The organism is Pseudomonas sp. YQ_6 (assembly GCF_043103245.1).
GTDB classification, from domain to species: Bacteria; Pseudomonadota; Gammaproteobacteria; order Pseudomonadales; family Pseudomonadaceae; genus Aquipseudomonas; species Aquipseudomonas alloputida.
The window spans coordinates 18,067-40,047 of record NZ_JBICJR010000027.1 but is presented as its reverse complement, the minus strand read 5'-3'; the positions used below and the strand labels follow the sequence as shown (position 1 = coordinate 40,047).

The window sequence follows — 21,981 nt, the reverse complement described above, 5'->3', positions numbered from 1 at the left end:
AAGGGCTTTGAAAAAATGCCAACACAACGTCTTCGCCCCCACGCTCTGGCGCTGGTCATTCGCCGCTCGTTGCGCCTTGCAGCGCCAATGGCCGTCGGCCTGGCGGGCCTGCCGGCCATCGCCCAGGCCCAACAGGTCCAGTTCAACGTGCCGGCCCAGCCGCTGGCCAGCGCCTTGTTGGCCTTCGGCTCGCAATCGAACCTGCAGGTGCTCTATAGCCCACAGGACGTGGAAGGCAAGCGCAGCAGCGCACTGACCGGTGCGATGGAGCCCGCCGCGGCCCTGTCGCGGCTGCTGCAGGGTACCGGTGTGAGCTATCAGATCCAAGGCAACCAAGTCACCATCCACACCCGGGAGGGGGGCGCTGCGGTGGAACTTGGGGCAACCAACATCGATGGTAAGGGTTTGGGGCAAACCACCGAGAACACCGGTTCCTATACCACTGGCAGCATGCAGACCGCGACCAAACTGCCACTGACCCTGCGCGAAACCCCGCAGGCCGTCACCGTCATCACCCGCCAGCGCATGGACGACCAGTCGATGCGTAGCCTCGACGACGTGGTCCAGGCCACTCCTGGTCTGCGCATGTCGGCGGCGCGCCCGGCCAACAGCGAGTACTTTTCCCGCGGCTTTCCCATCAACAACCTGATGTTCGATGGCTTGCCCACCACCTACAACGCCGACTGGGTCGCCGCGGCCGACATGGCGCCCTACGACCGCGTCGAGATCGTGCGAGGCGCCACCGGCATGATGCAAGGTGCCGGCAACCCGTCGGCAGCCATCAACATGGTGCGCAAACGCCCTACCAAGGATTTCCAGGGCAGCGTCACCGGCTCGGCCGGCAGCTGGGACAATTACCGCGGCGAGCTCGATCTCAGCGGCCCCCTGAATGACAACGGCAGCGTCCGTGGCCGCTTCGTCGGCGCCTACAACGACAAGGATAGCTACCAGGATTACGCCGGTCGCGAACGCGGCCTGTTCTACGGCATCACCGAGTTCGACCTGACCGACGACACCACACTGACCGTGGGCGCGTCGAACCAGAACGACAACAACAACATCAACTGGGGTGGCCTGCCGGTCAATCGCGATGGCAGCCATGTGGGCTACTCGCGCTCGCGCAATATGGGCTACGACTGGAGCTACCAGGACATCGATAACACTACGGTGTTCGCCGAGGTCGATCACCGCTTCGACAACGACTGGCGCCTGCACCTGGCAGCGTCCAAGAACTGGTCGGACTTCGCCATGCAAGGTGCCGTGTTCGAGCGCACCGGTTCGGCAACCAACGAGGGGTTCCGCCAGCGCGTGTTCAACCAGCGCCGCGACTACGACCAGTCGACCTACGACGTCTATGCCAATGGCCCGTTCCAGCTGTTCGACCGCCAGCATGAACTGGTGGTGGGCGCCAGCAAGCGCGAAGTCAAGACCAGCGCCCACGGCGGCACCGTGTTCATCCCGGTCGACAGCCTCTTCAGCGTCAACCCCAGTGGCATCGACAAGCCGAATGTCGATGATATCTACAACCTGAGCGAGCACGTCGAGCAGGAAGGGGCGTACGTCACCACCCGCCTGAACATCGCCGACCCGCTGAAGGTCATCCTGGGTGCACGCCTGGACTGGTACGACAACAAGTCGGTGTACAGCGAAATCAACGACGGCTACTACACCAACAGCGATTACAAGGTCACCCGCAACGTCACCCGCTACGCCGGGGTGATCTACGACCTGGACGACCACCACTCGGTCTACGCCAGCTACACCGATATCTTCATGCCGCAATCGGAACTGGCGCGTGACCGCTCCATCATCCGCCCAATCGAAGGCAAGAACTACGAGATCGGCATCAAGGGCGAGTACTTCGACGGCGCACTCAACGCCAGCGCAGCGATCTTCCAGATCGACCAGGAAAACCGCGCCGCGGAAGCTTCTAACCAGGAAGGTTGCGTCGACATCACCTGCTACGAAGCCTCGGGCAAGGTACGCACCCACGGTATCGACCTGGAGTTGATGGGCGCACTGACCCCCAACTGGCAAGTCGGCGCCGGCTACACCTACTCGCAAACCAAGTACCGCAAGGATGCCGACAAGAACAAGGAAGGCACCAAGTTCGACACCGACCTGCCAGAACACCTGTTCAAGCTGAGCACCACCTACACCTTGCCGGGCGAGCTGAACCAGTGGCGCGTGGGCGGTAACGTGTATGGCCAGAGCAGCATCTTCAACAAAGGCAGCAACAGCTTCGGCAACTACCACATCGATCAGGGTGCATACGCGGTAGTGGGCCTGATGGTCGGCTACAAGGTCAACAAGAACCTCGACACCCGCCTGAACCTCAACAACGTATTCGACAAGAAGTACTACCAGGGCATTGCCAGCAACAACTCCTGGAGCCCGTACGATGTGTATGGTGACCCACGCAACTTCACCATCACCGCCAAGTACAGCTTCTGATCGCCTGACGTTGAACGCAAAAAACCGCACCCAGGTGCGGTTTTTTCATGGAGGCCTGAAAGGCTCCCTTACAGATGCTGCTGCAATGCCTCGACCACCATCGCCAGGCCTTCATCGGCCTCCTCGATGATCGAACCCATACGCATGAAGTCATGGGTCACTCCCGGGATCACCGCAAGCTGCACCGCCACCCCGGCTTGCTCCAAGTGCCGTGCATAAGCGACACCCTGGTCATGCAGCGGGTCGCACTCGGCAATCAGCATCAGTGCAGGTGCACTGTTGCTGGCGATGCTGCCCAGCAACGGTGAGAAACGCGGGTCGTGACGGTCTGCCGGCACCGTGGCGTATTGCTGGTAGAACCACTCCAGGGTCTGCGCTTCAAGCAGGTAACCGCTGCCGTAGCGCTGCACCGAAGGCCGCCGACAACTGGCATCGGTCACCGGGTAGATCATTACCTGCAGGCGCGGTGCCGGCAGCTCGCGCTGCGCAGCCAACCGGTTGGCCAGAATGGTAGCCAGGCTACCACCGACACTGTCGCCCACCACCGCCAGTCGCTGCGCATCGAGGCCCAGCGCCTCGGCCTGCTCGACCAACCAGCGCCAGGCATCCAGGGCATCGTCACTGGCTGTCGGGAAACGCCACTGCGGCGCCAGCCGGTAGCCCACGGCAATCACCGGCACCCCGGCATCCTGCGCCAGGTTCCAGCACAGCGTGTCATGCGAATCGAGGCTGCCCACCACGTAGCCGCCGCCATGCAGGTACAGCAGCGCCGCGCCGGCCAGTGCAGGGTCGGCCTGCGGCGGGCGGTACAAGCGCACCGGCAAGGTATGGCCATCGCGGGTGGTCAACGAAAGGTCGCTGATGCAGTCCGGTTCGTCGGCCTTGCCCGCAATCAGCGCCGAGGACTCTTCGAACTGGCGCCGCGCCTCGTCCGCCGCCAGGGCATGCATGGGCAGCACCTTGCCGGCGCTGCGTCCGGCCTCCACCAGTTGCAGGTAGGCCGCCAGGTCAGGGTTCAGGGACATCGTTCGATTCTCCAGAGGGGCCGCGCTGGCGGCCCCGAAAGCTCATGAAAGTTCAATGACGCAGGCGTGCGTGAGGTTGGGTTCGAGCAGCGCTTGTACGTCGTCGAGCAGGGTGGCCTCATGCGGCACCTGGAAGTGCCCACAGGCCAACAGCCGCGCAGTGTCCAGGGCCTGGCCAAGCTGCGCGGCCAAGGCTTCGCGCTCATCGTCACGGCCCGCTACCCACCAACTGTGCGGTACCACCTGCACGGACTGGCACGTGTGCAGCTCACGCGACAGGCGCTTGAGGCTGCGCGCAGTGATGAACACCTGGGTCAGTTCATCGACGCCCAACCCCGTCGCCCCCTGCCTGTTGCCCAGTGCCTGCGTGATCAGCGCCCGCGCACTCCCCTCGCCTTCCGGCAGCGCCACATCACGCTGCACGGGCTGCGCCGAGGGTACGGTGGCCTGCAACAGCTCGTTCAAATCGTCCAGCCAATGATCGACCTGCAGGTGGGTTTGCGTGCTGGGCACGAAGCTGTCCAGCAGCGCGAGCAACTCCACGCGCTCACCCTGCCCTTCCAGCACCGCCGCCATCAGTGACGCCAAGGTGCCGCCGAGCGACCAGCCCAGCAAGCGGTACGGGCCATGCGGCTGCTGTTCACGCAGGCAGGCAACGTAGTCGCTGGCCATGCTCTGCAGCGACGCTGCCTGCCAGGCACCGTCGAGCAGCTGCCGGGCCTGGATGCCGATGACCTGGCAGCGTCCATTCAAGCGCCTGGCCAGCGGTTCGTAATCGAACACCGTGCCAAACCCGGCATGCACGCAGAACAACGGTGCCTGGCCAGCCACAGGGGCGTTGAGCGACAACAGCGGGCTGTGCTTGCCCGCCACGGCGGTCAGCTCGGCGATGGTCGACTTCTGGATCAGGTCACGCAGGCGCAGGGTAAAGCCGATTTTTTTCAGCCCACGGGCCTTGGCCACCACCTGCATGCTGAGGATCGAATCGCCGCCCAGCTCGAAGAAGTTGTCGGTGATACCGACCTGCTCAACCTTGAGCACGTCCTGCCAGATGCGCGCGATGGCCAGCTCCAGTTCGTTGCGCGGTGCCACATGTTCACGCAACGTCTGCATCGCAGGCAGCGCGTTGCGATCGAGCTTGCCGTTGGGGCTAAGCGGCATCCGCTCCAAAACCATCAGCTGCGCCGGCACCATGTACTCGGGCAGTTCTTGCTTGAGCCGTTCGCGCAATTGCTCGGCAATGCCTTGAGCGTGTCCCTCGGCCAGGGTCACATAGCCGAACAGCTGTTTGCCGCTGGGGCCGTCGCGCACCACCACCGCCGCCTGGCGTACCGGCTCCATGTCGGCCAGGCGCGCCTCGATTTCGCCCAGTTCGATGCGGAAACCGCGAACCTTGACCTGATTGTCCAGGCGCCCGAGGTAATCGAAGGTGCCGTCCTCCCGCTGGCGCACCAGGTCACCGGTGCGGTACAGGCGCCCACCCGGGTTGCCTGGGTCGGCGACAAAGCGTTCGGCGGTCAGCCCCGGGCGGTTCAGGTAGCCGCGGGCCACGCCGGTACCGCCCAGGTAGAGTTCTCCCGCCACACCGGGCGGCAGTGGGTTCAGGTCAACGTCCATGACATAGGCGCTACGCTGCCCAACCAACGTACCTATTGGCGCATAGACCGCGCCGCAAGGCTGCTGTGGCGCGGCTTTCCAGATCATCGGGGTAACCACGGTTTCGGTCGGCCCATAGCCATTGATGATGTACTGCGGCTGCAAGTAGGCATGCGCCTGTTCATAGCTGGCCTGCGGCACCGCATCACCGCCGAAGCAATAGATGCGCATCGGCGGTGGGTTGCCGTGCTCGCGCACCTGCTCGATCAATTGCTGCAAGTACACCGGCGGGAACGCTGCGACGCTCACGCCATGGCGATGCAGTGCCTGGCAGGTCTGCTCCGGGGTCCACAGCTCATCGCCGCGCAGCAGCACACTGCCGCCGTGGGTCAATGCGGTGAGCCAACGCTCGTGGGCGCCGTCAAAGGCAAACGACATGAACAACAGTTCGCAGTCGTCGGGGGTCATCTCATAGCGCTCACCAATGGCCTGGCAGTGCATCGCCAGCGCGTCATGGCTGACCACCACGCCTTTGGGCTTGCCGGTGGAGCCGGAGGTGTAGATGACGTAGGCCAGGTTCTCACCCTGTAGCGTTACGTGGGGCGCATGGCCTGGCCACTGCGCGGGGTCGAAACTGTCCAGGTTCAAGGCATGCACGTTGGCCAATTTCGGCAGGCTCGCCAGGGCCGCGGTCTGCGACACCAGCAGCGCGACGCCGGAGTCTTCCATCAGGTAACTCAGGCGCTCGGCGGGGTACGCCGTGTCGATCGGCACATAGGCTGCGCCAGCCTTGAGCACCGCCAGCAGGGCGACGATCATCTGTGGGGTACGTTGCAAGGCGACGCCCACCCGCACTTCAGGACCCACGCCTTCGGCAATCAGAGCATGTGCCAAGCAATTGGCGGCGCGGTCGAGTTCGGCGAAGCTCAGGGTTTGCCCATCGACCTTGACCGCCACGGCATCACCTTGCTGCTGCGCCCATTGCGCGATGCGCTCGTGGACCAGCAGCGGCGCCTGTTGCGCTGGAGGCGTCAGCGCACGCAGGGGCGCGCCGGGCAGCAGCCCGAGGTTGCCCAGGCGCGCCTGGCCGTCCAACGACAGCGCCTGTAGCAGCGCCTCCATGTTGGCGCGGATGCCCGCCACCGCTTCCTCGCTGAAGCACTGGCGCAGGTACATGTACTCGATGATCAACTGGTCCTCGACGATGACCATCAGGTCCATCGGGAAGTCGGTCAGGCCAGAGCCACCGACATCGCCGAATTGCAGGCTGTCGTCCTTCCACTCGCGCAGGGTGCGGTCCAGAGGCTGGTTCTCGAACACGATGATGCTGTCGAACAGTGGTTGGCCACTGCGCCCGGCCCAGCGCTGGATTTCGCCCAGTGCGGTGTACTCGTGGTCACGCAGCTCCAGGTTGATACGCTGCAACTGTTGCAGCCACTGCCCGACCTGCGCCTGCGGGTCGACCTCATGAATCACCGGCAGGGTGTTGATGAACAGGCCCAGCATGCTCTGCACACCCGGCAAGGCGGCCGGGCGCCCCGCCACCGTGGCGCCAAAGCTGACACTGCGCTGGCCGCTGTAACGGCTGAGCAGCAACAACCAGGCGCCCTGCACCAAGGTGTTGAGGGTGATGCGCTGGGATTGTGCGAAGGCCTTGAACGTCTCGGTCTGCGCGACACTGAAACGGCTGTAGAGGGCCTGGTGGCCACTGCCGCGCTCGCCACTGGCGAAGGCATCGGCCAGGTAGGTCGGCTCTTGCAGGCTGGCCAGCTGCTGCTTCCAGAACGTTTCGCTGTGGCGCGGATCCTGCTGGCGCAGCCAGCCGATGTAGTTGCGGTAAGGCACCACGCTATCGAGCGTCTGCCCCGAATAGCAGGCCAGGACTTCGCCCATCAACTGCGACGTACTCCAGCCATCAAGCAAGATATGGTGGTAGGTCCAGATCAGTTGATGGCGCTGATCGTCCAGGCGCACCAGCAGCATGCGCTGCAGCGGCGGCCTGGCCAGGTCGAAGCCGCGTTCACGCTCTTCATTGGCCAGCGCCTCCAGCGCCTGCACGCAATCGCCACGACCGCGCCAGTCCAGCTCACGCAATGGCAGTGGCAACTGCCCCATCACGTACTGCAATGGCTCATCCAGGTCTTGCCAGAGGAAGCCGGTGCGCAATACGTCGTGGCGCGCCACCACCGTTTCCCAGGCTTGGCGCAGGCGCTCGGCCACCAGGCCCTGTACCGGTACGCTCAACTGGTTGATGTACAGCTGGTCTTCAGGGCGGCCGTTGAGGCTCAGGAACAGCATGCCCTGCTGCATGGGCGACAGGCTGTAAAGGCCATCGACCCCAGCATGCTCCAGGGGCAATGCCTGCACCTGTTGCTCAGTCAGGCTGTGCAGGGCAACCGACGGCTGCTCGACGATCTGCCATTGGCCTACTCGATCCGCCAGCTGCTCAATGGTCTGCAACAGAAACAGGTCGCGCGGGGCAATGTCCAGCCCCAGTTGCCGGGCCTGGCTGACCACCTGGATGGCGATGATCGAATCGCCTCCCAGGGCAAAGAAGTTGTCCTGCATACCGACTTGGGGCAGGTTCAGCACCGTCTCCCAGATCGACGCCAGTTGCTGCTCCAGCACCGTGCGCGGAGCGACATACACCTGCCTGGCGGCGTTGAAATCCGGTGCCGGCAAGAGGTTGCGCGCCAACTTGCCGTTGGCGGTGACCGGCAAGTTGGCGAGCAGCATCAGGTGCGCCGGCACCATGTAATCGGGCAAGCCCTGACCGAGGAAATGCGCCAGTTGCTCACGCAGTTGCTGGCCCGCCTCGCTGCCCGGCTCGGCCTGCTCGGCAGCCATTGGCACCACATAGCCCACCAGTTGCTTGCCGCTCGGGCCGTCCTGGGCCAGCACCACTGCCTCGCGCACTTGGGCGTGCTCGGCCAGTCGTGCTTCGATCTCACCCAGCTCGATACGCAGGCCGCGAATTTTTACCTGGTGGTCGATACGCCCGGCGTAGTCAATCACACCGTTCGGGCGATAGCGCGCCAGGTCGCCAGTGCGGTACAGACGACCGCCCTGCTCATCGAACGGATCGGGCACGAAGCGTTCAGCCGTCAGTGCCGGGCGACCGTGGTAGCCCCGCGCCAGGCCAATGCCGGCCAGGTACAGCTCCCCATTGACGCCACGCGCAGCGGGCAGCAGGTCGGGTTCGAGGATGTGCGTGCGCAGGTTGTCGATCGGTTGGCCGATCGGCACGCTGAAGCCCTGCTTGTCGCCGCAGGTCCAGTGGGTCACGTCGATGGCGGCCTCGGTCGGACCGTACAGGTTGTACAACCCGGCATGAGGCAGGCGCTCGCGGCACTGTTGGGCCAATACGGCCGGCAGCGCTTCGCCACTGCACACCACGCGGCGGACGCTGCGGCACTGCTCGACCTCGGCGCTGGCCATGAAGGCCTGCAGCATCGAAGGCACGAAGTGCAGGGTACTGACCTGGTGGTCGATGATGGTCTGGCACAGGCGCTGCGGGTCGCGGTGATCGCCGGGCAAGGCCACGGCCAGGCGCGCGCCGGTCATCAGCGGCCAGAAGAACTCCCACACCGACACATCGAAGCTGAACGGGGTTTTCTGCAGCACCGTGTCGCTGGCATCCAGGCCATAGGCGCCTTGCATCCACTGCAGCCGGTTGAGCAGCGCCTCGTGGGTGTTGCCCGCGCCCTTGGGCCGCCCGGTGGAACCGGAGGTGTAGATCACATAGGCCAGGTTGGCGAGGTGAACGTCCACCTCAGGGGCGGTGTCCGCATAGCCGGCCAGCCACTGCGCGCCCTGGTCCAGGCACAGGATACGTACCGCTGCCGGCACCGGCAGGCGCTCGGCCAATGCTTGTTGGCTGAGCAGCAGGCCGATGCCGCTGTCCTCGATCATGTAGGCCAGGCGGTCGCTCGGGTAATCCGGGTCCAGCGGCACATAGGCGCCCCCGGCCTTGAGCACGGCCATCAGGCCTATCACCAGTTCCAGGCTTCTTTCCACCGCCACGCCGACCAGCACTTCCGGGCCGACACCCTGCTCACGCAGTTTGTTCGCCAGGCGGTTGGCACGCTGATCCAGTTCGGCGTAGCTAAGGGTGGCATCGGCGAAAATCAACGCCGGCGCCTGCGGATGACGCTGGGCCTGATCCTCGAACAATTGATGCACCAGGCGCGCCTGCGGGTAGGCTACTGCGGTCGCGTTCCAGTCATGCAGCATGCACTGCTGCTCGAGATCATCCAGCATCGGCAGTTGCGCGACCACTTGGTTGGCGTCGCGACTGATGGCCTGGAGCAGATTGCGCCAGTGCCGGGCCATTTGCTCGATGGTCTGGCGGTCGTACAGTTCGGTGGCGAAGGTAAAGGCTGCCGTCATGCCGTCAGCGCGCTCGGCGGTATCCAGCGCCAGGTCGAACTGGGTGCTGTGCACCTGCCAGTCGACGGCCTCGATCTGCAGCCCAGGCACTTCCCGTGGCCCGCCTTTGGCCTCGGCCTGGTGGTTGAACATCACCTGGAACAGCGGGTTTTGGTTGAGGCTGCGGTCCGGTTTCAAGGCGGCGACCAACTGCTCGAACGGCAGGTCCTGATGGGCCTGGGCATCCAGCGCGGTCTGGCGCACCTGGCGCAGCAGCTCGACGAAACGCAGGCGCAGGTGAAACTCGGCCTTGTGCACCTGGGTATTGACGAAGAAACCCACCACCCCTTCGGTTTCGCCGCGCGTGCGATTGGCCACCGGCACGCCCACGCGGATGTCAGGCTGAGTCGAGTAACGATGCAGCAGGGTCTGGAAGCTGGCCAGCAGCAACATGAACAGGGTGACGCCCTGGGCCTGGGCCTGCCGCCTGAGTGCCTGCACCAGCGGCGCGTCCAGCGCCAGGCTCAACTGGCCGCCAGCGCGGCTTGGCTGCGCCGGGCGCGGGTAGTCGGTCGGCAATTCCAGCACCGGCTGTTCACCGCCCAACTGTGCTTCCCAGTAGGCCAGCTGCCGCGCTTGCTCGCCCGCCTCCAGCCATTGGCGCTGCCAAGCCGCGTAGTCGGCGTATTGCACCGCCAGCGCGGGCAGTTCGACGGCCTGCCCATGACGATAGCCCTGGTACAGCGCCACGAGCTCGTTGACCAGCACCGCCATCGACCAGCCATCGGTGATGATGTGGTGCAGGTTCATCACCAGTACATGCGCCTGGGCCTCAAGGCGCAAAAGGTCAACGCGTATCAGTGGGCCGTTGACCAGGTCGAAGGGTTCACGGGCCAACTGCTCGACCGTGGCCTGCAATTCGACAGCATCAACATCCGCCTGGCGCAGGCATGCACCCTGCGCCTCGGGGGCGTGAATCACCTGGCGCGCTTCGCCGTCGACCTGGACGAAGGTGGTGCGCAGGCTTTCGTGGCGTGCCACCAAGGCCTGGAAGGCCTGCTTGAGCGCCGCCACATCCAGCGACCCGCGCAAGTGCAGGGCCGACGCGATGTTGTAGGCGGCGCTGTGCGGCTCCAGTTGCCACAGTACCCATTGACGTTGCTGGGCATACGACAGCGCCAGGGGCTCTCCCCGTGGCACCACAGCGATGGCCGGCAGCTGCGCACCCGTCGTGGCAGCCGCCACCCGCTCGGCGAACCCCGCCAGGTCCTGGGCCTCGAAGACACTGCGCAGCGGCACTTCCAGCGCCAGTTGCTGGCGCACGCGGCTTATCATCTGCGACGCCAGCAAGGAATGGCCACCCAGTTCGAAGAAGCTGTCGCTCAAGCCAACCTGCCCGACCTTCAGCACATCGGCCCAGATCGCCGCCAGCGCTTGCTGCAGCGGGCTGCTCGGCGCCTGGTACTGGCGCTGGGCGGCGGCAAGGTCAGGCGCCGGCAGCGCCTTGCGGTCGAGCTTGCCGTTGGGGGTCAGCGGCATGCGTGGAATGAACACCAGGTGGGTCGGCACCATGTAGTCCGGCATCGACTTCAATGCGTGGGCCTTGAGTGCCTGGCGCAGGGTTTCCTGAACCTCAGCATCAGCCTGCAGCAGGCTGGCATCGTACGGCACGATATAGCCTGCCAGCTGCTTGCCCAGCGGCCCGTCGACGTCGATCACGGCCACTTCGCGCACCGCACCGAAGCCCTGCAGGCTGGCCTCGATCTCGCCCAACTCGATGCGGAAACCGCGAATCTTCAACTGGTGGTCGATGCGCCCCATGTACTCCAGCACGCCATCGTCGCGGTATCGCACCAGGTCGCCGGTGCGATACAGCCGGCCGTGGCCGTGCGGGTTGGGGATGAAGCGCTCGGCGGTCAGCCCTGGGCGCTTCAGGTAACCGCGCGCCAGGCCATCGCCGCCAATGAACAGTTCGCCGCTCACGCCCACCGGCACCGCGTCGAACTGGGCGTCGAGGACGTGGAAAGTGGTATTGCCGATCGGCTTGCCCAACCACACCTGGCGGCTGTCGGTGACCTTTTCGATACCCGACCAGATGGTGGTTTCGGTCGGTCCGTAGAGGTTCCAAACATGCCCTGCCTGGTCGATCAGGCGCTGGGCCAGCTCGCTGCTCAAGGCCTCGCCGCCGCTGATCACCCGCTTGCCACGCAGGGCCTGGGGCGGGGCATTGTCCAGCAGCATGCGCCAGGTCGAGGGTGTCGCCTGGATCACGCTCACCGCCTGTTGCTCGATCACCCGCAGCAAGGCGAAGGGGTCTTTGTTCTGCTGGTCGGCCAGCAGCACCACGCTGGCCCCATGCAGCAACGGAAGGTACAGCTCCAGGCCGGCGATATCGAAGGACAGAGAGGTCAGCGCCAGTACCCGGTCGCTGGCCGCGATACCCGGTTGGCCGGCCATGCTGGTGAGGAAGTTGACCAGGGCACCGTGGCGCACCGTGACGCCTTTGGGCCTGCCGGTGGAACCTGAGGTGTAGATGACATAGGCGGGATGATCGGCATCGACGTCAAGCGGCAAGTCTTCTGCGGCAGCCGAGGCGTAGCACGCGGTATCAGTGTCCAGGCACAGGCTGGCGACCGTGGCCGGCACCTGCAGCCTCTCCAGCACAGCCTGCTCGGTCAGCAGCAACGCCAGGCCGCTGTCCTCGATCATGTAGGCCAGGCGCTCGGCCGGGTAGTCCGGGTCGAGCGGCACGTAAGCGCCCCCTGCCTTGAAGATCGCCAGCAGGCCCACCAGCATGCGCGGCCCGCGCGGCATCGCCACACCCACCAGCACTTCAGGGCCGACGCCACGCTCGCGCAGGGCGTGGGCCAACTGGTTGGCCTGGCGGTTGAGTTCGGTGTAGCTCAAGGTCTGCTCACCAAAACGCAGCGCCACGGCATCGGGCGTGCGACACACCTGCTGTTCGAACAGGCGATAGACGCCGAGCTTGGTGGGATAGGCCATCTGCGTCTGATTCCACTGGCCGAGAATGCGCTCGCGCTCGTCGTGCTCCAGCAACGCCAGCTCAAGCACACGCTTGCGCGGGTCCTGGCAGGCCTGAATCAGCAGGTTACGCCAGTGCCGCGCCATCTGTTCGATGCGCGAGACATCGAAGAGGTCAGTGGCATAGGTCAATGACGCGAACAGTCCATCGGCGTGCTCACGGGTGTCCAAAGTCAGGTCGAACTGAGTGGTGCGGCTGTCCCACTCCAGCCCACGCACCTGCAAGCCACTGAGCTGGGCATGGGCGTTGTTGGCAGCTTGCGCCTGGTGGTTGAACATCACCTGGAACAGCGGACTGTGGCTCATGCTGCGCTCCGGTTGCAGCGCCTCCACCAGCTGTTCGAACGGTAAGTCCTGGTGCGCCTGGGCCTGCAACGCGGTTTCCTTGACCTGTTGCAGCACATCGATGAAGCGGCTGTGCAGCGCGAAGTCGGCCTTGAGTACCTGGGTGTTGACGAAGAAACCGATCAACCCTTGCACTTCACTGCGGTTACGGTTGGCGATCGGTACGCCCACGCGCACCTGGGGCTGGCCGCTGTAGCGGTGCAGCAAGGTCTGGAACGATGCCAGCAACAGCATGAACAAGGTTACACCCTGGGCATTGGCCAACGCCTTGAGCGACTGCAGCAACACGGCATCGATCTCGATGCCCACCCGCGCGCCGCGCCCGCTGGGTGCCACCGGCCGGGAGCGATTGGTCGGCAGGCTGAGCACCGGTTGCTCCCCGCCGAGGGTGTCCTTCCAGTAAGCCAGCTGCCGCGCCTGCTCACCCGCTTCCATCCAGTTGCGCTGCCAGATGGCATAGTCGGCGTATTGCACCGGTAGGGCCGGCAGATTCGGTGCCTGCCCCTGGCTGAGGCTTTCGTAGTACTGTACCAAATCGTTGATCAAGATCGGCATCGACCAGCCGTCAGCGGCAATATGGTGCACGGTCAACACCAGCACGTGGTCGTCTTCGCCAAGCGGCAGCAGGTGCAGCCGCAAAAGCGGCCCCTGTTCAAGATCGAACGGTTTGGCGATGCACGCCTCGACGTGCTCGCGCAAGGCGTCGCTGGTCGCGCTCATGCCGCTGAGCGGCTCTATGAGCAACTCGAACGGCATCTGCGGGTGGATGATCTGCACCACGCGGTCGCTGTCTTGGCGCAACGTGGTACGCAGCACTTCGTGGCGCTGCATCAGCGCCTGGCAGGCACCGCGCAAGGCCTCGATATCCAGCCGCCCCTGCAGCTGCAGCGCCGCACCGATGTTGTAGGCACCGCTGGCGGGGTCCAACTGCCAGAGAAACCACTGCCGCTCCTGGGCGTAGGACACCGGGGTCGGGTCGGCCGGGTCGCGGGCGAAGATGCGCGTCACCCCGTAGAAGTTGACACCCTGCTGCTTGAGCAAGGCGGCCAGGGCCTTGCGCTCCCGGGACGACAGTGACTCCACGGAATCGAGCAATGCTTGCACTTGAACATCTCCTACCAGGGCACCGGTCTTTGCCTGCGGAACGTGCCAGCCCGCGACAGGCTCATGATGCTGCCGAACAAATGAAAGAGCCGGACGGCTGCCGGCTCTGGGTGTACTGAAGTTGACGAGCCGGGCCCGGTCATACCGGGCCCGCAGAGCGCTACTGGGTCAACTCGTCGATCTCCTCTGCAGTAAGACGTTTCAAGGCGGCCAAGGATTTAGCCAACTCGTCCTGAATCGACGCGCCCTGCCCTTGCAACGCTGCGACGGCCTCGCTGAACGCTCCCAGGGTCGGGTGCTCGAACAACGATCGCAGGCTGACTTCGATGCCCAGTTCGCGGCCCACCCGCGCCACCACCTGCACCACCAGCAGCGAGTGCCCACCCAGCTCGAAGAAGTCATCGCCCAGACTGATGCGCTCGACGCCCAGCACGTCGCTCCAGACCTGCGCCAATTGCTGCTGCAACGACGTTTCCGGTGCCTGGTAGCGCTGCTGAGCGGTGCTCGCGTCCGGTGCCGGTAATGCTTTGCGGTCGAGCTTGCCATTGGCAGTCAGCGGCAGGCTGTCGAGCCTCACCCACAGTGCCGGCACCATGTAGCCCGGAAGGCTGGCACGCAGATAGTCGGCCAGCACGCTGCGCATCTCGGCTGCGGCGACCGAGGCATCGCGGGCGACCCAATAGGCCACCAACTGCTTGCCACCGGCCACCTGCGCATCCACCACCACGGCGCTGTGCACGCCTTCATGGGCCAGCAGGCGCGATTCGATTTCGCCCAGTTCTATGCGGTAGCCGCGGATCTTCACCTGGAAGTCGGCGCGCCCCACATACTCCAGGGTCTGCCCATCGGCGCACACGTGCGCCAAGTCGCCACTGCGGTACAGGCGCTCACCCGGGCGGCTGGCGAACGGATCGGGGACAAAGCTCAATGCCGTGCGCACCGGATCCCCAAGGTAACCGCGCCCGACACCTACGCCGGCCACATGCAACTCGCCGGTGGCCCGGGCCGGCATCGGTTCGAGCAGGTCGTTGAGCACATGCAGGCGGTTGTGCTCGGTCGCGGTACCGATCGGCAGGTGCACTGAGCGTGCGTCATCACGCACCCGGTACAGCGCCACGTCGTCGGAACACTCCGCCGGGCCGTAGGCGTTGACCAGTTCAACCTGCGGGTAGCGCTCGCGCCAGCGGCGGGCCAGTGCCGGTGACATGGCTTCGCCGGTGGTGAGCAGGTAACGCAGGCGTGGCAATCGCCGGGCTGGCAGTTCCAGCATGGCCTGGATCATCGCCGGTACACATTCGAGGATGGTCACGCCCGTGGCCTCGACCTGTTGCAGCAGCGCCTGCGGATCCTGCGCCACGGCGTCGGGGAAGATTTCCACGCGGCAACCACACAGGGCCGCCGTCAGCAATTGCCAGACGCTGATATCAAAGCTCTGCGAGGCCGTCTGGGCGATCACGTCGCTGCCCCGCAGGCCCAAGTACGGTAGTTTGCTCAGCTGGTTGTTGAGCATGCCGGCCTGTTCGACCATGACGCCTTTAGGCACACCGGTCGAACCGGAAGTGAAGATCACGTAGGCCAGCAGCTTGGCGGCATTGATGGGCAGGTGCAGCATCTGTGCCGGCACGGCGTTTGCCTGCACCTGCTCCCAGACCAACAAGGTCGGCGGCGCTTGGAAGCCTTCGAGCATCGCTTGGGCCAAGCCCAGGCAATGCTCGTCGCACACCAGCACCCGCGCCTGGCTCAAGCGCAGCACATCGGCCAGGCGCGCCACCGGCAAGGACGGATCCAGCGAGAGATAACCGGCACCCGCCTGGAACACCCCGACCACCATCCCCAGCAACGACAGGTCACGCTCACCGAGCACAGCGACCAGGTGGTCGACGCTCACACCATTGTCCTGCAGTACACCCGCCAGGCGTCGCGCCCGTTGATCCAGCTCGGCGTAGCTCCATTCACGGCCCTGGCAAGCGGCCGCAGGCAGTTGCCCGGCACGCTGCACAGTGGCGTCGAACAGCCGCGCATAGCCCTGCTCGTAGGCCTCGGGCAGCGCTGTCGGCACCTCCGGGGCGCTGCCAGGAAGGGCGGCGGCCACAGCATGGAAGTCCGCGTCCAGCTGCTCGCTCAAGGTCAGCAGCAAAGCCTGGAAGTCAGCCAGCAGCGCGCTGATGGTCGCGCTGTCGAACAGGCGTTGGTCATACGACAGGTGCAGGCCCAGCACCTCACCCGGGTACACCACCACGGTGAGCGGGTAGTTGGTGTGCGTGCGCGAACTCCCGGCCTTGACCTTCATGGTCGAAGCCTGGGCGCCCACGCTGGACTCCACGGGCGCGTTCTCGAACACGAACAGGCTGTCGAACAGGGCCTGACCGCTACCGACCTCGCTGCACGCCTGGATATCCACCAAAGGCAAGTGCTCGTGCTCGCGCAGGTTGAGGTTGTGGTCAAGCAGTGACTTGAGCCACGCCTTGGCCGTGACGCCGGCTTCGGCGCCCGGCAACCGGACCCGCAGCGGGATGCTGTTGATGAACAGCCCGACGGTGGCCTGCATCTCGGGGAACTCCACCGGCCGACCGGCCACGGTCACCCCGAACACCACGTCGCGCTCGCCGCTGTAGCGTTGCAGTAGAAGTGCCCAAGCGCCTTGCACCAGGGTGTTGACCGTCAACTGTGCCGCCTGGGCGCGCTGTGCCACCTGCGCGCTTTGCTCGCGGGTCAGGTACACCAGCTCATCGGCCACTGCTGCACGGCTGTGCTCGGCGCTGGCGCTGCGGTCGAACGGCAGCGCGGTCGGCCGCTCGAAACCTTGCAGCTCATTGCGCCAGAAACCACGCGAGGCCTCACGGTCCCAACGCTGCAGCAAGGCGATGAAGTCGCGGTAGCGCGGCGGCGTCGGTAGTTGTACCGGCACACCGGTGGTCAGGCTCTGGTAGACCTTGAAGAACTCATCGACCACGCCCATCCGACACCAGGCATCGAGCAGCACATGGTGGTTGCTGAAGACGAAGCCGAACTGGTCGGCGTCCAGCAGGATCAGGCGCAGGCGGAACGGCACTTCCTTGGCCATATCGAAGCCCTGGCGCAGCTCCGCTTCCAGTTCGGCCTGCAGGGCCTGTTCGTACTGATCATCAGCCAGGTGACGCCAGTCCAGCAGGCGCAACGCCGGCTCGGTGCGGCGATGGACGATCTGCACCATGCGCTCACCCAGGTCCCAGCAGAACGAGGTGCGCAGCACGTCATGACGCGCAATTACCGCTTTCCAGGCTTCACTGAACGCGCCGACATCAATGGCGTGGTCGACGCGGTAGCAATACTGCATCAGATAGATGCCCGAAGCCGGTTCGAGCAGGGTGTGCATCAGCAGCCCTTCCTGCATCGGTGACAACGGATAGATGTCTTCGATATCGCGCGCGGCCACCGGCAGGCGATCCAGTTGCTCCTGGCTCAGCCCGGCCAGGGGGAAATCGCTTGGCGTAATGCCTTGCGCTTCAGGTTCCACGCAGTGCTCGATGACCTCGCGCAACGCCTGCTGATACCGGCTGGCCAGTTGCTCGATGGCCGCCTCGTGGAACATGTCGCGGCTGTAGGTCCAGTCCAGGCGCAGCTCACCGTCGTACACTTGGCCATTGATGCTCAACCAGTTACCCAACGGCGAATCCTCGCCTTGGCTACGGCCGGCACTCTCGTTGGCGGGCACGAACAGCGCACCGCCCTGCTCGCTGAAGCTGCCATCGAACTGGCCGAGGTAGTTGAAGGTCACCCGTGGCTGCGGCAACGCAGCCAGGCGCTGGGCGAACGCGGCTTCGCCCAGGTAACGCAGCACGCCGTAACCGATACCTTTGGCCGGGACCTCGGCCAATTGCTGCTTGATGTGTTTGATGCTGGCCGCCACGCTTGGCAGCGGTGCCAGTTGCACTGGGAACAGACTGGTGAACCAGCCAACGGTGCGGCTCAGGTCGAGGTCGTCGAACAGGTCCTCGCGGCCGTGGCCTTCGAGCTGGATATTCACCGACGGTTGGCCGCTCCAGTCACACAAGGCGCGGGCCAACGCCGTCAACAGCAGGTCGTTGACCTGGGTGCGATACGCTGCTGGCGCGACCTTGAGCAGCTTGTGGGTCAGGGCTTTGTCCAGGCGGGTGCTGGCATGCGCCGCCTGGCGCAGGTTGCATTCGCCTTGCGGGTTATCGCAAGGCAGCTCGCCAGCGGGCTGCTGCGCAGCCTGCAGCCAGTAATCACGTTCAGCCTGCAGTTTTTCGCTGCGCGCATAGTCATCAAGCTGTCGCGCCCATTGGCGCAGGGGTACCGACCTGGACGGCAGGCTCACCGCCTGCCCTAGGCGAGCCTGCTGGTAGGCCGTCTGCAGGTCTTCAAACAGGATGCGCCAAGACACCCCATCGACCACCAGGTGATGCACCGCCAGCAACAGCCGTTGCTGACCATCGGCGAGTTCGAACAATGTCGCCCTGAACAGCTCGCCACGGGCCAGGTCAAGGCTGGCCTGCACCTCGTTGGCGGCGGTTTCGAGCGCTGCCAAACTGTCCAGAGTGACTATCTGCAGGAGGGCCTGCACCGGTGTCGTACGCGGTGCAGCATGCCATTTTCCGGCGTGCTCAGTGAACGCCAGGCGCAGCGCCTCATGTTCATTGACCAGCGCCAGCAGCGCCTTGTCCAATGCCTGCGCCTGCAATGTTTGCAGCGGCTTGAGCAGCACCGACTGGTTCCAGTGGTGGCGCTGGGCGATGGCGGTGTCGAAGAAGCGCGCCTGGATCGGCAGCAACGGTAGCGGGCCGTCTGCCTCGGGCTGAACCACAGCGGCTTGCGGCTTGTCCTGGATGACCTTGGCCACCTGGGCCAAGGCCGCGACGGTCTGTTTTTCGAACAGTTGCTTGGGGGTCAGCTTGATGCCCTGGCGCTTGGCGCGGGCGATGATCTGCAAACTGAGGATAGAGTCGCCACCGAGCTCGAAGAAGTTATCGGTGCTACCGACCTGCTCCAGCTTGAGCACATCGGCCCAGATCGCCGCCAGCTTTTCCTCGACCTCACCTACTGGGGCTACGTAAGCCTTGCCGGCCACTTCGGGCTTGGGCAAGGCACGCTTGTCGAGCTTGCCGTTCGCGGTCAGCGGCAGCTGTTCGAGCAACACCAGGTGGGCCGGCACCATATAGTCCGGCAGCTGGGCCTGCAGTTGCGTCAGCAATGCGCTGGCCGCCACGTCGGGTGCGGTCACGCAATAGCCCACAAGCTGCAGGCGTGCAGGGTCACTCTCCAGTGCCAGCGGCAGGACCACGCCTTCGAGCACACCCTCCAGCCCGCGCAGCACTTCACCGACTTCGCCCGGTTCGACGCGGTAACCACGGATCTTAACTTGATCATCGGCGCGACCCAGGAATTCCACCTGGCCTTGCGCCAAGCGAGCCCGGTCGCCGGTACGGTAGACCCGCCTGCCATCGCCGTGTGGGTCCGGCACAAAGCGCTCGGCGGTCATGCCTGGGCGGCCGAGGTAGCCTTGAGCAACCCCCTGTCCGCCCAAGTACAGTTCACCGGCAACCCGCTCGCCCACCGGGTTCAGGCCACTGTCGAGCAGGTACACATGACTGTTGGCCAACGGTTGCCCGACCGGCACGCAGCGCAGGTCCGGTTCGCTCGCGCCAACTTCATGGCTGAGAATGCCCACCGTGGTTTCGGTAGGGCCGTAGTGGTTGACCATGCGGCACAGCGGCTTGAGCTGGCGGACCTTTTCCACCAGCGACCACGGGCTCGCTTCACCGCCGACGATCAACAGCTTGCGCGGCAGCACGCTGGCCGCATCGCTGGCCTGGAGCAAGGCTTGCAGGTGGCTGGGGACGATCTTCAGTACGTCGACCTGATGCTCCGCCATGTAGCTGGCGAAGGCGTCCGGATCGAAGGCATGCTCACGCGACAGCAGGTGCAGCAGACGGCCGGATGCCAGCGCGCCGAACAGCACGGTGTGCCCCAGGTCCGCCGCCACGGTCGAGACCATCGCCATGCTGGCGTCGGCTGGCAACTGCAGGCGCTGCAGGATGCCCTGCACGTAGTTTGCCAGCATGCCGTGGGCAACGACCACGCCCTTGGGCTGGCCGGTGGAGCCGGAAGTGTAGATGACATAGGCCGGTTGGGCGGCGCAGACCTCGATGGCCAGCGGCGTCGTCGGGCACTGTCGCCAGGCGGCAGCATCGAAAGGCAATACCGGGCACGCGGCGAAACCATCGAGGGCAAGCTTGGGGTCGTGCACCATCAGCACGGCCTGACTGTCCGTCACCAGTTGAGCCAGGCGCTCGACCGGCTGGGCGCTGTCCAATGGCAGAAAGGCCGCCCCCACCTTGAGCACTGCCAGCAGGCCGGTTACCCATTCGATGGAGCGCTCTTGGCACAAGGCAACCACTTCGCCGGGCTTGACGCCCAGTGCCAGCAGGTGATGCGCCAGCTGGTTCGAACGCTGATCGAGCTGGGTATAGCTCAACTGCTCGCCGCCCGCACGCAGCGCCGGGCGCTCGCCGGCATTGGCCAGCGCCCGGCGGAACAGGCTGAGAAAGTCCGTGCAAGGGAAGGTCGCGGCCTCACCGTGCAAAACCGCATCGGCATCACCGACACAGTCCAGCAGCCGGCTGGCTGGTGCCGCGACCATGTCCTGCAACAACGTATGCAGGGCCGTCACCAGACGCTCGACGGTGCTGGCCTTGAACAGGTCGGTGGCATAGGTGAAGTACGCCTGGATACCGTCGGCACCATCGGTGAAGTCGAAGGCCAGGTCGAAACGCGCATCGGCGCCGCTCAACGGGTACTCCTCGACCTGTAGGCCGCTGAGGGTCTTGCGCTGCTCGCCGCCGGCAGCTTCACCCGCGACGTTCTGGTTGAGCTTGAACTGGAACAGCGGGTTATGGCTGAGGTTGCGCTCTGGGGCCAGCGCATCGACCAGTTGCTCAAACGGCAACTCCTGATGCGACTGGGCGTCGGCCACCACCTGGCGGACCTGGGCGAACAGCTCGCTGAAGGTGGCCTGTTCATCCACCTGCACGCGCATGACCTGGGTATTGATGAAGAAACCGATCAGCCCTTCGAGGTCCTTGCGGTTGCGCCCGGCATTGGGCACGCCGATACGGATGTCGTGCTGGCCACTGTGGCGCGACAGCACCACGGCCAGGGCGCCGAGCAGCACCATGAACAGGGTCTGGCCATTGGCCTGGGCCAGGCTGCGCAACGCGCTGGACAGCGCGGGCGGCAGGTCGGCGCGCACCACCGCGCCCCGGTAGCTGGGCTGCGCAGGGCGTGGGTAGTCCAACGGCAGGTCGAGCAACGGCTGTTCATCGCCCAGCTGGGTCTGCCAGTAACGCAATTGCCGCTCGCCCTCACCGGCTTCCAGCCAGGCGCGTTGCCAGATGGCGTAGTCGGCGTACTGGATCGGCAGCGCTTCAGGGTTCGGTGCCTGCCCGGCCACCAGTGCGTCATAGAACGACACGAAAGTCTGCACCATCAGCTCGCTCGACCAGCCATCACTGATGATGTGGTGCATGCACACCGTGAGCACGTGTTCGGTGGCCCCCACACGCAGCAGCTTGACCCGCAGCAGCGGGTCTGCGAACAGGTCGAAGGGGCGACGCAGTTCGTCGCGCACTGCGCCATCGAGGTCGTGCGCCTGGACCTCGACGCACTCCAGGACCACCGGCGACTGCTCCAGCACCTGCTGATAGCACTCCCCTTCGTCCATGACCAGCCGAGTTCGCAGGGTCTCGTGGCGTTGCACCAGCAGCTCCAGGGCACGGGCCATGGCACCGACATCGATCTCGCCCCTGAGCGTCACCGCCATCGGTACGTTATAGAACGCACTGGTCGGTTCCAGTTGCCAGAGGAACATCAGCCGCTGCTGGGCATAGGACAGTGGGATACGCGCCACGTCATGACGGCTGGCGACAATTGGCAGCAGGCGGAAGCTCTGGCCGCCGGCGCTCATCTTTTCGACCACCTGGCGGCGCTGCTCCAGCGGCATTGCTACGAAACGTCTGGCGATGCGTTCTGCGGTTGTCTTGTCCAT

4 protein-coding genes are annotated in these 21,981 nt (G+C 65.0%); 1 reads left to right on the top strand and 3 read right to left on the bottom strand.

Translation table 11 applies throughout. The annotated features are described in order from the left end of the window. The first annotated feature begins 15 nt into the window (after positions 1–15). Positions 16–2,454 carry a TonB-dependent siderophore receptor gene (locus ACF8FG_RS08285; RefSeq protein WP_010954972.1) on the top strand — a complete coding sequence of 813 codons (2,439 nt, stop codon included), beginning with the start codon at positions 16–18 and terminating at the stop codon, positions 2,452–2,454. A 68-nt stretch (positions 2,455–2,522) separates the two neighbouring features. Here ACF8FG_RS08285 and ACF8FG_RS08280 read toward each other — a convergent pair whose 3' ends face one another. The 3 genes from ACF8FG_RS08280 to ACF8FG_RS08270 all read right to left on the bottom strand — a co-directional run bounded on the left by ACF8FG_RS08280 (position 2,523) and on the right by ACF8FG_RS08270 (position 21,981). Continuing rightward, positions 2,523–3,479 (bottom strand): alpha/beta hydrolase, encoded by a 957-nt coding sequence (locus ACF8FG_RS08280; RefSeq protein ID WP_019437864.1) that lies wholly within the window; start codon positions 3,477–3,479, stop codon positions 2,523–2,525. Positions 3,480–3,521: 42 nt separating this feature from the next. Then, complete coding sequence (locus ACF8FG_RS08275) at positions 3,522–13,934, bottom strand: amino acid adenylation domain-containing protein (RefSeq protein WP_392518693.1); 10,413 nt, start codon at positions 13,932–13,934, stop codon at positions 3,522–3,524. Positions 13,935–14,094: 160 nt separating this feature from the next. Beyond that, entirely contained in the window at positions 14,095–21,981 is a 7,887-nt protein-coding gene (locus ACF8FG_RS08270; protein ID WP_318078987.1) for a non-ribosomal peptide synthetase, read from the bottom strand.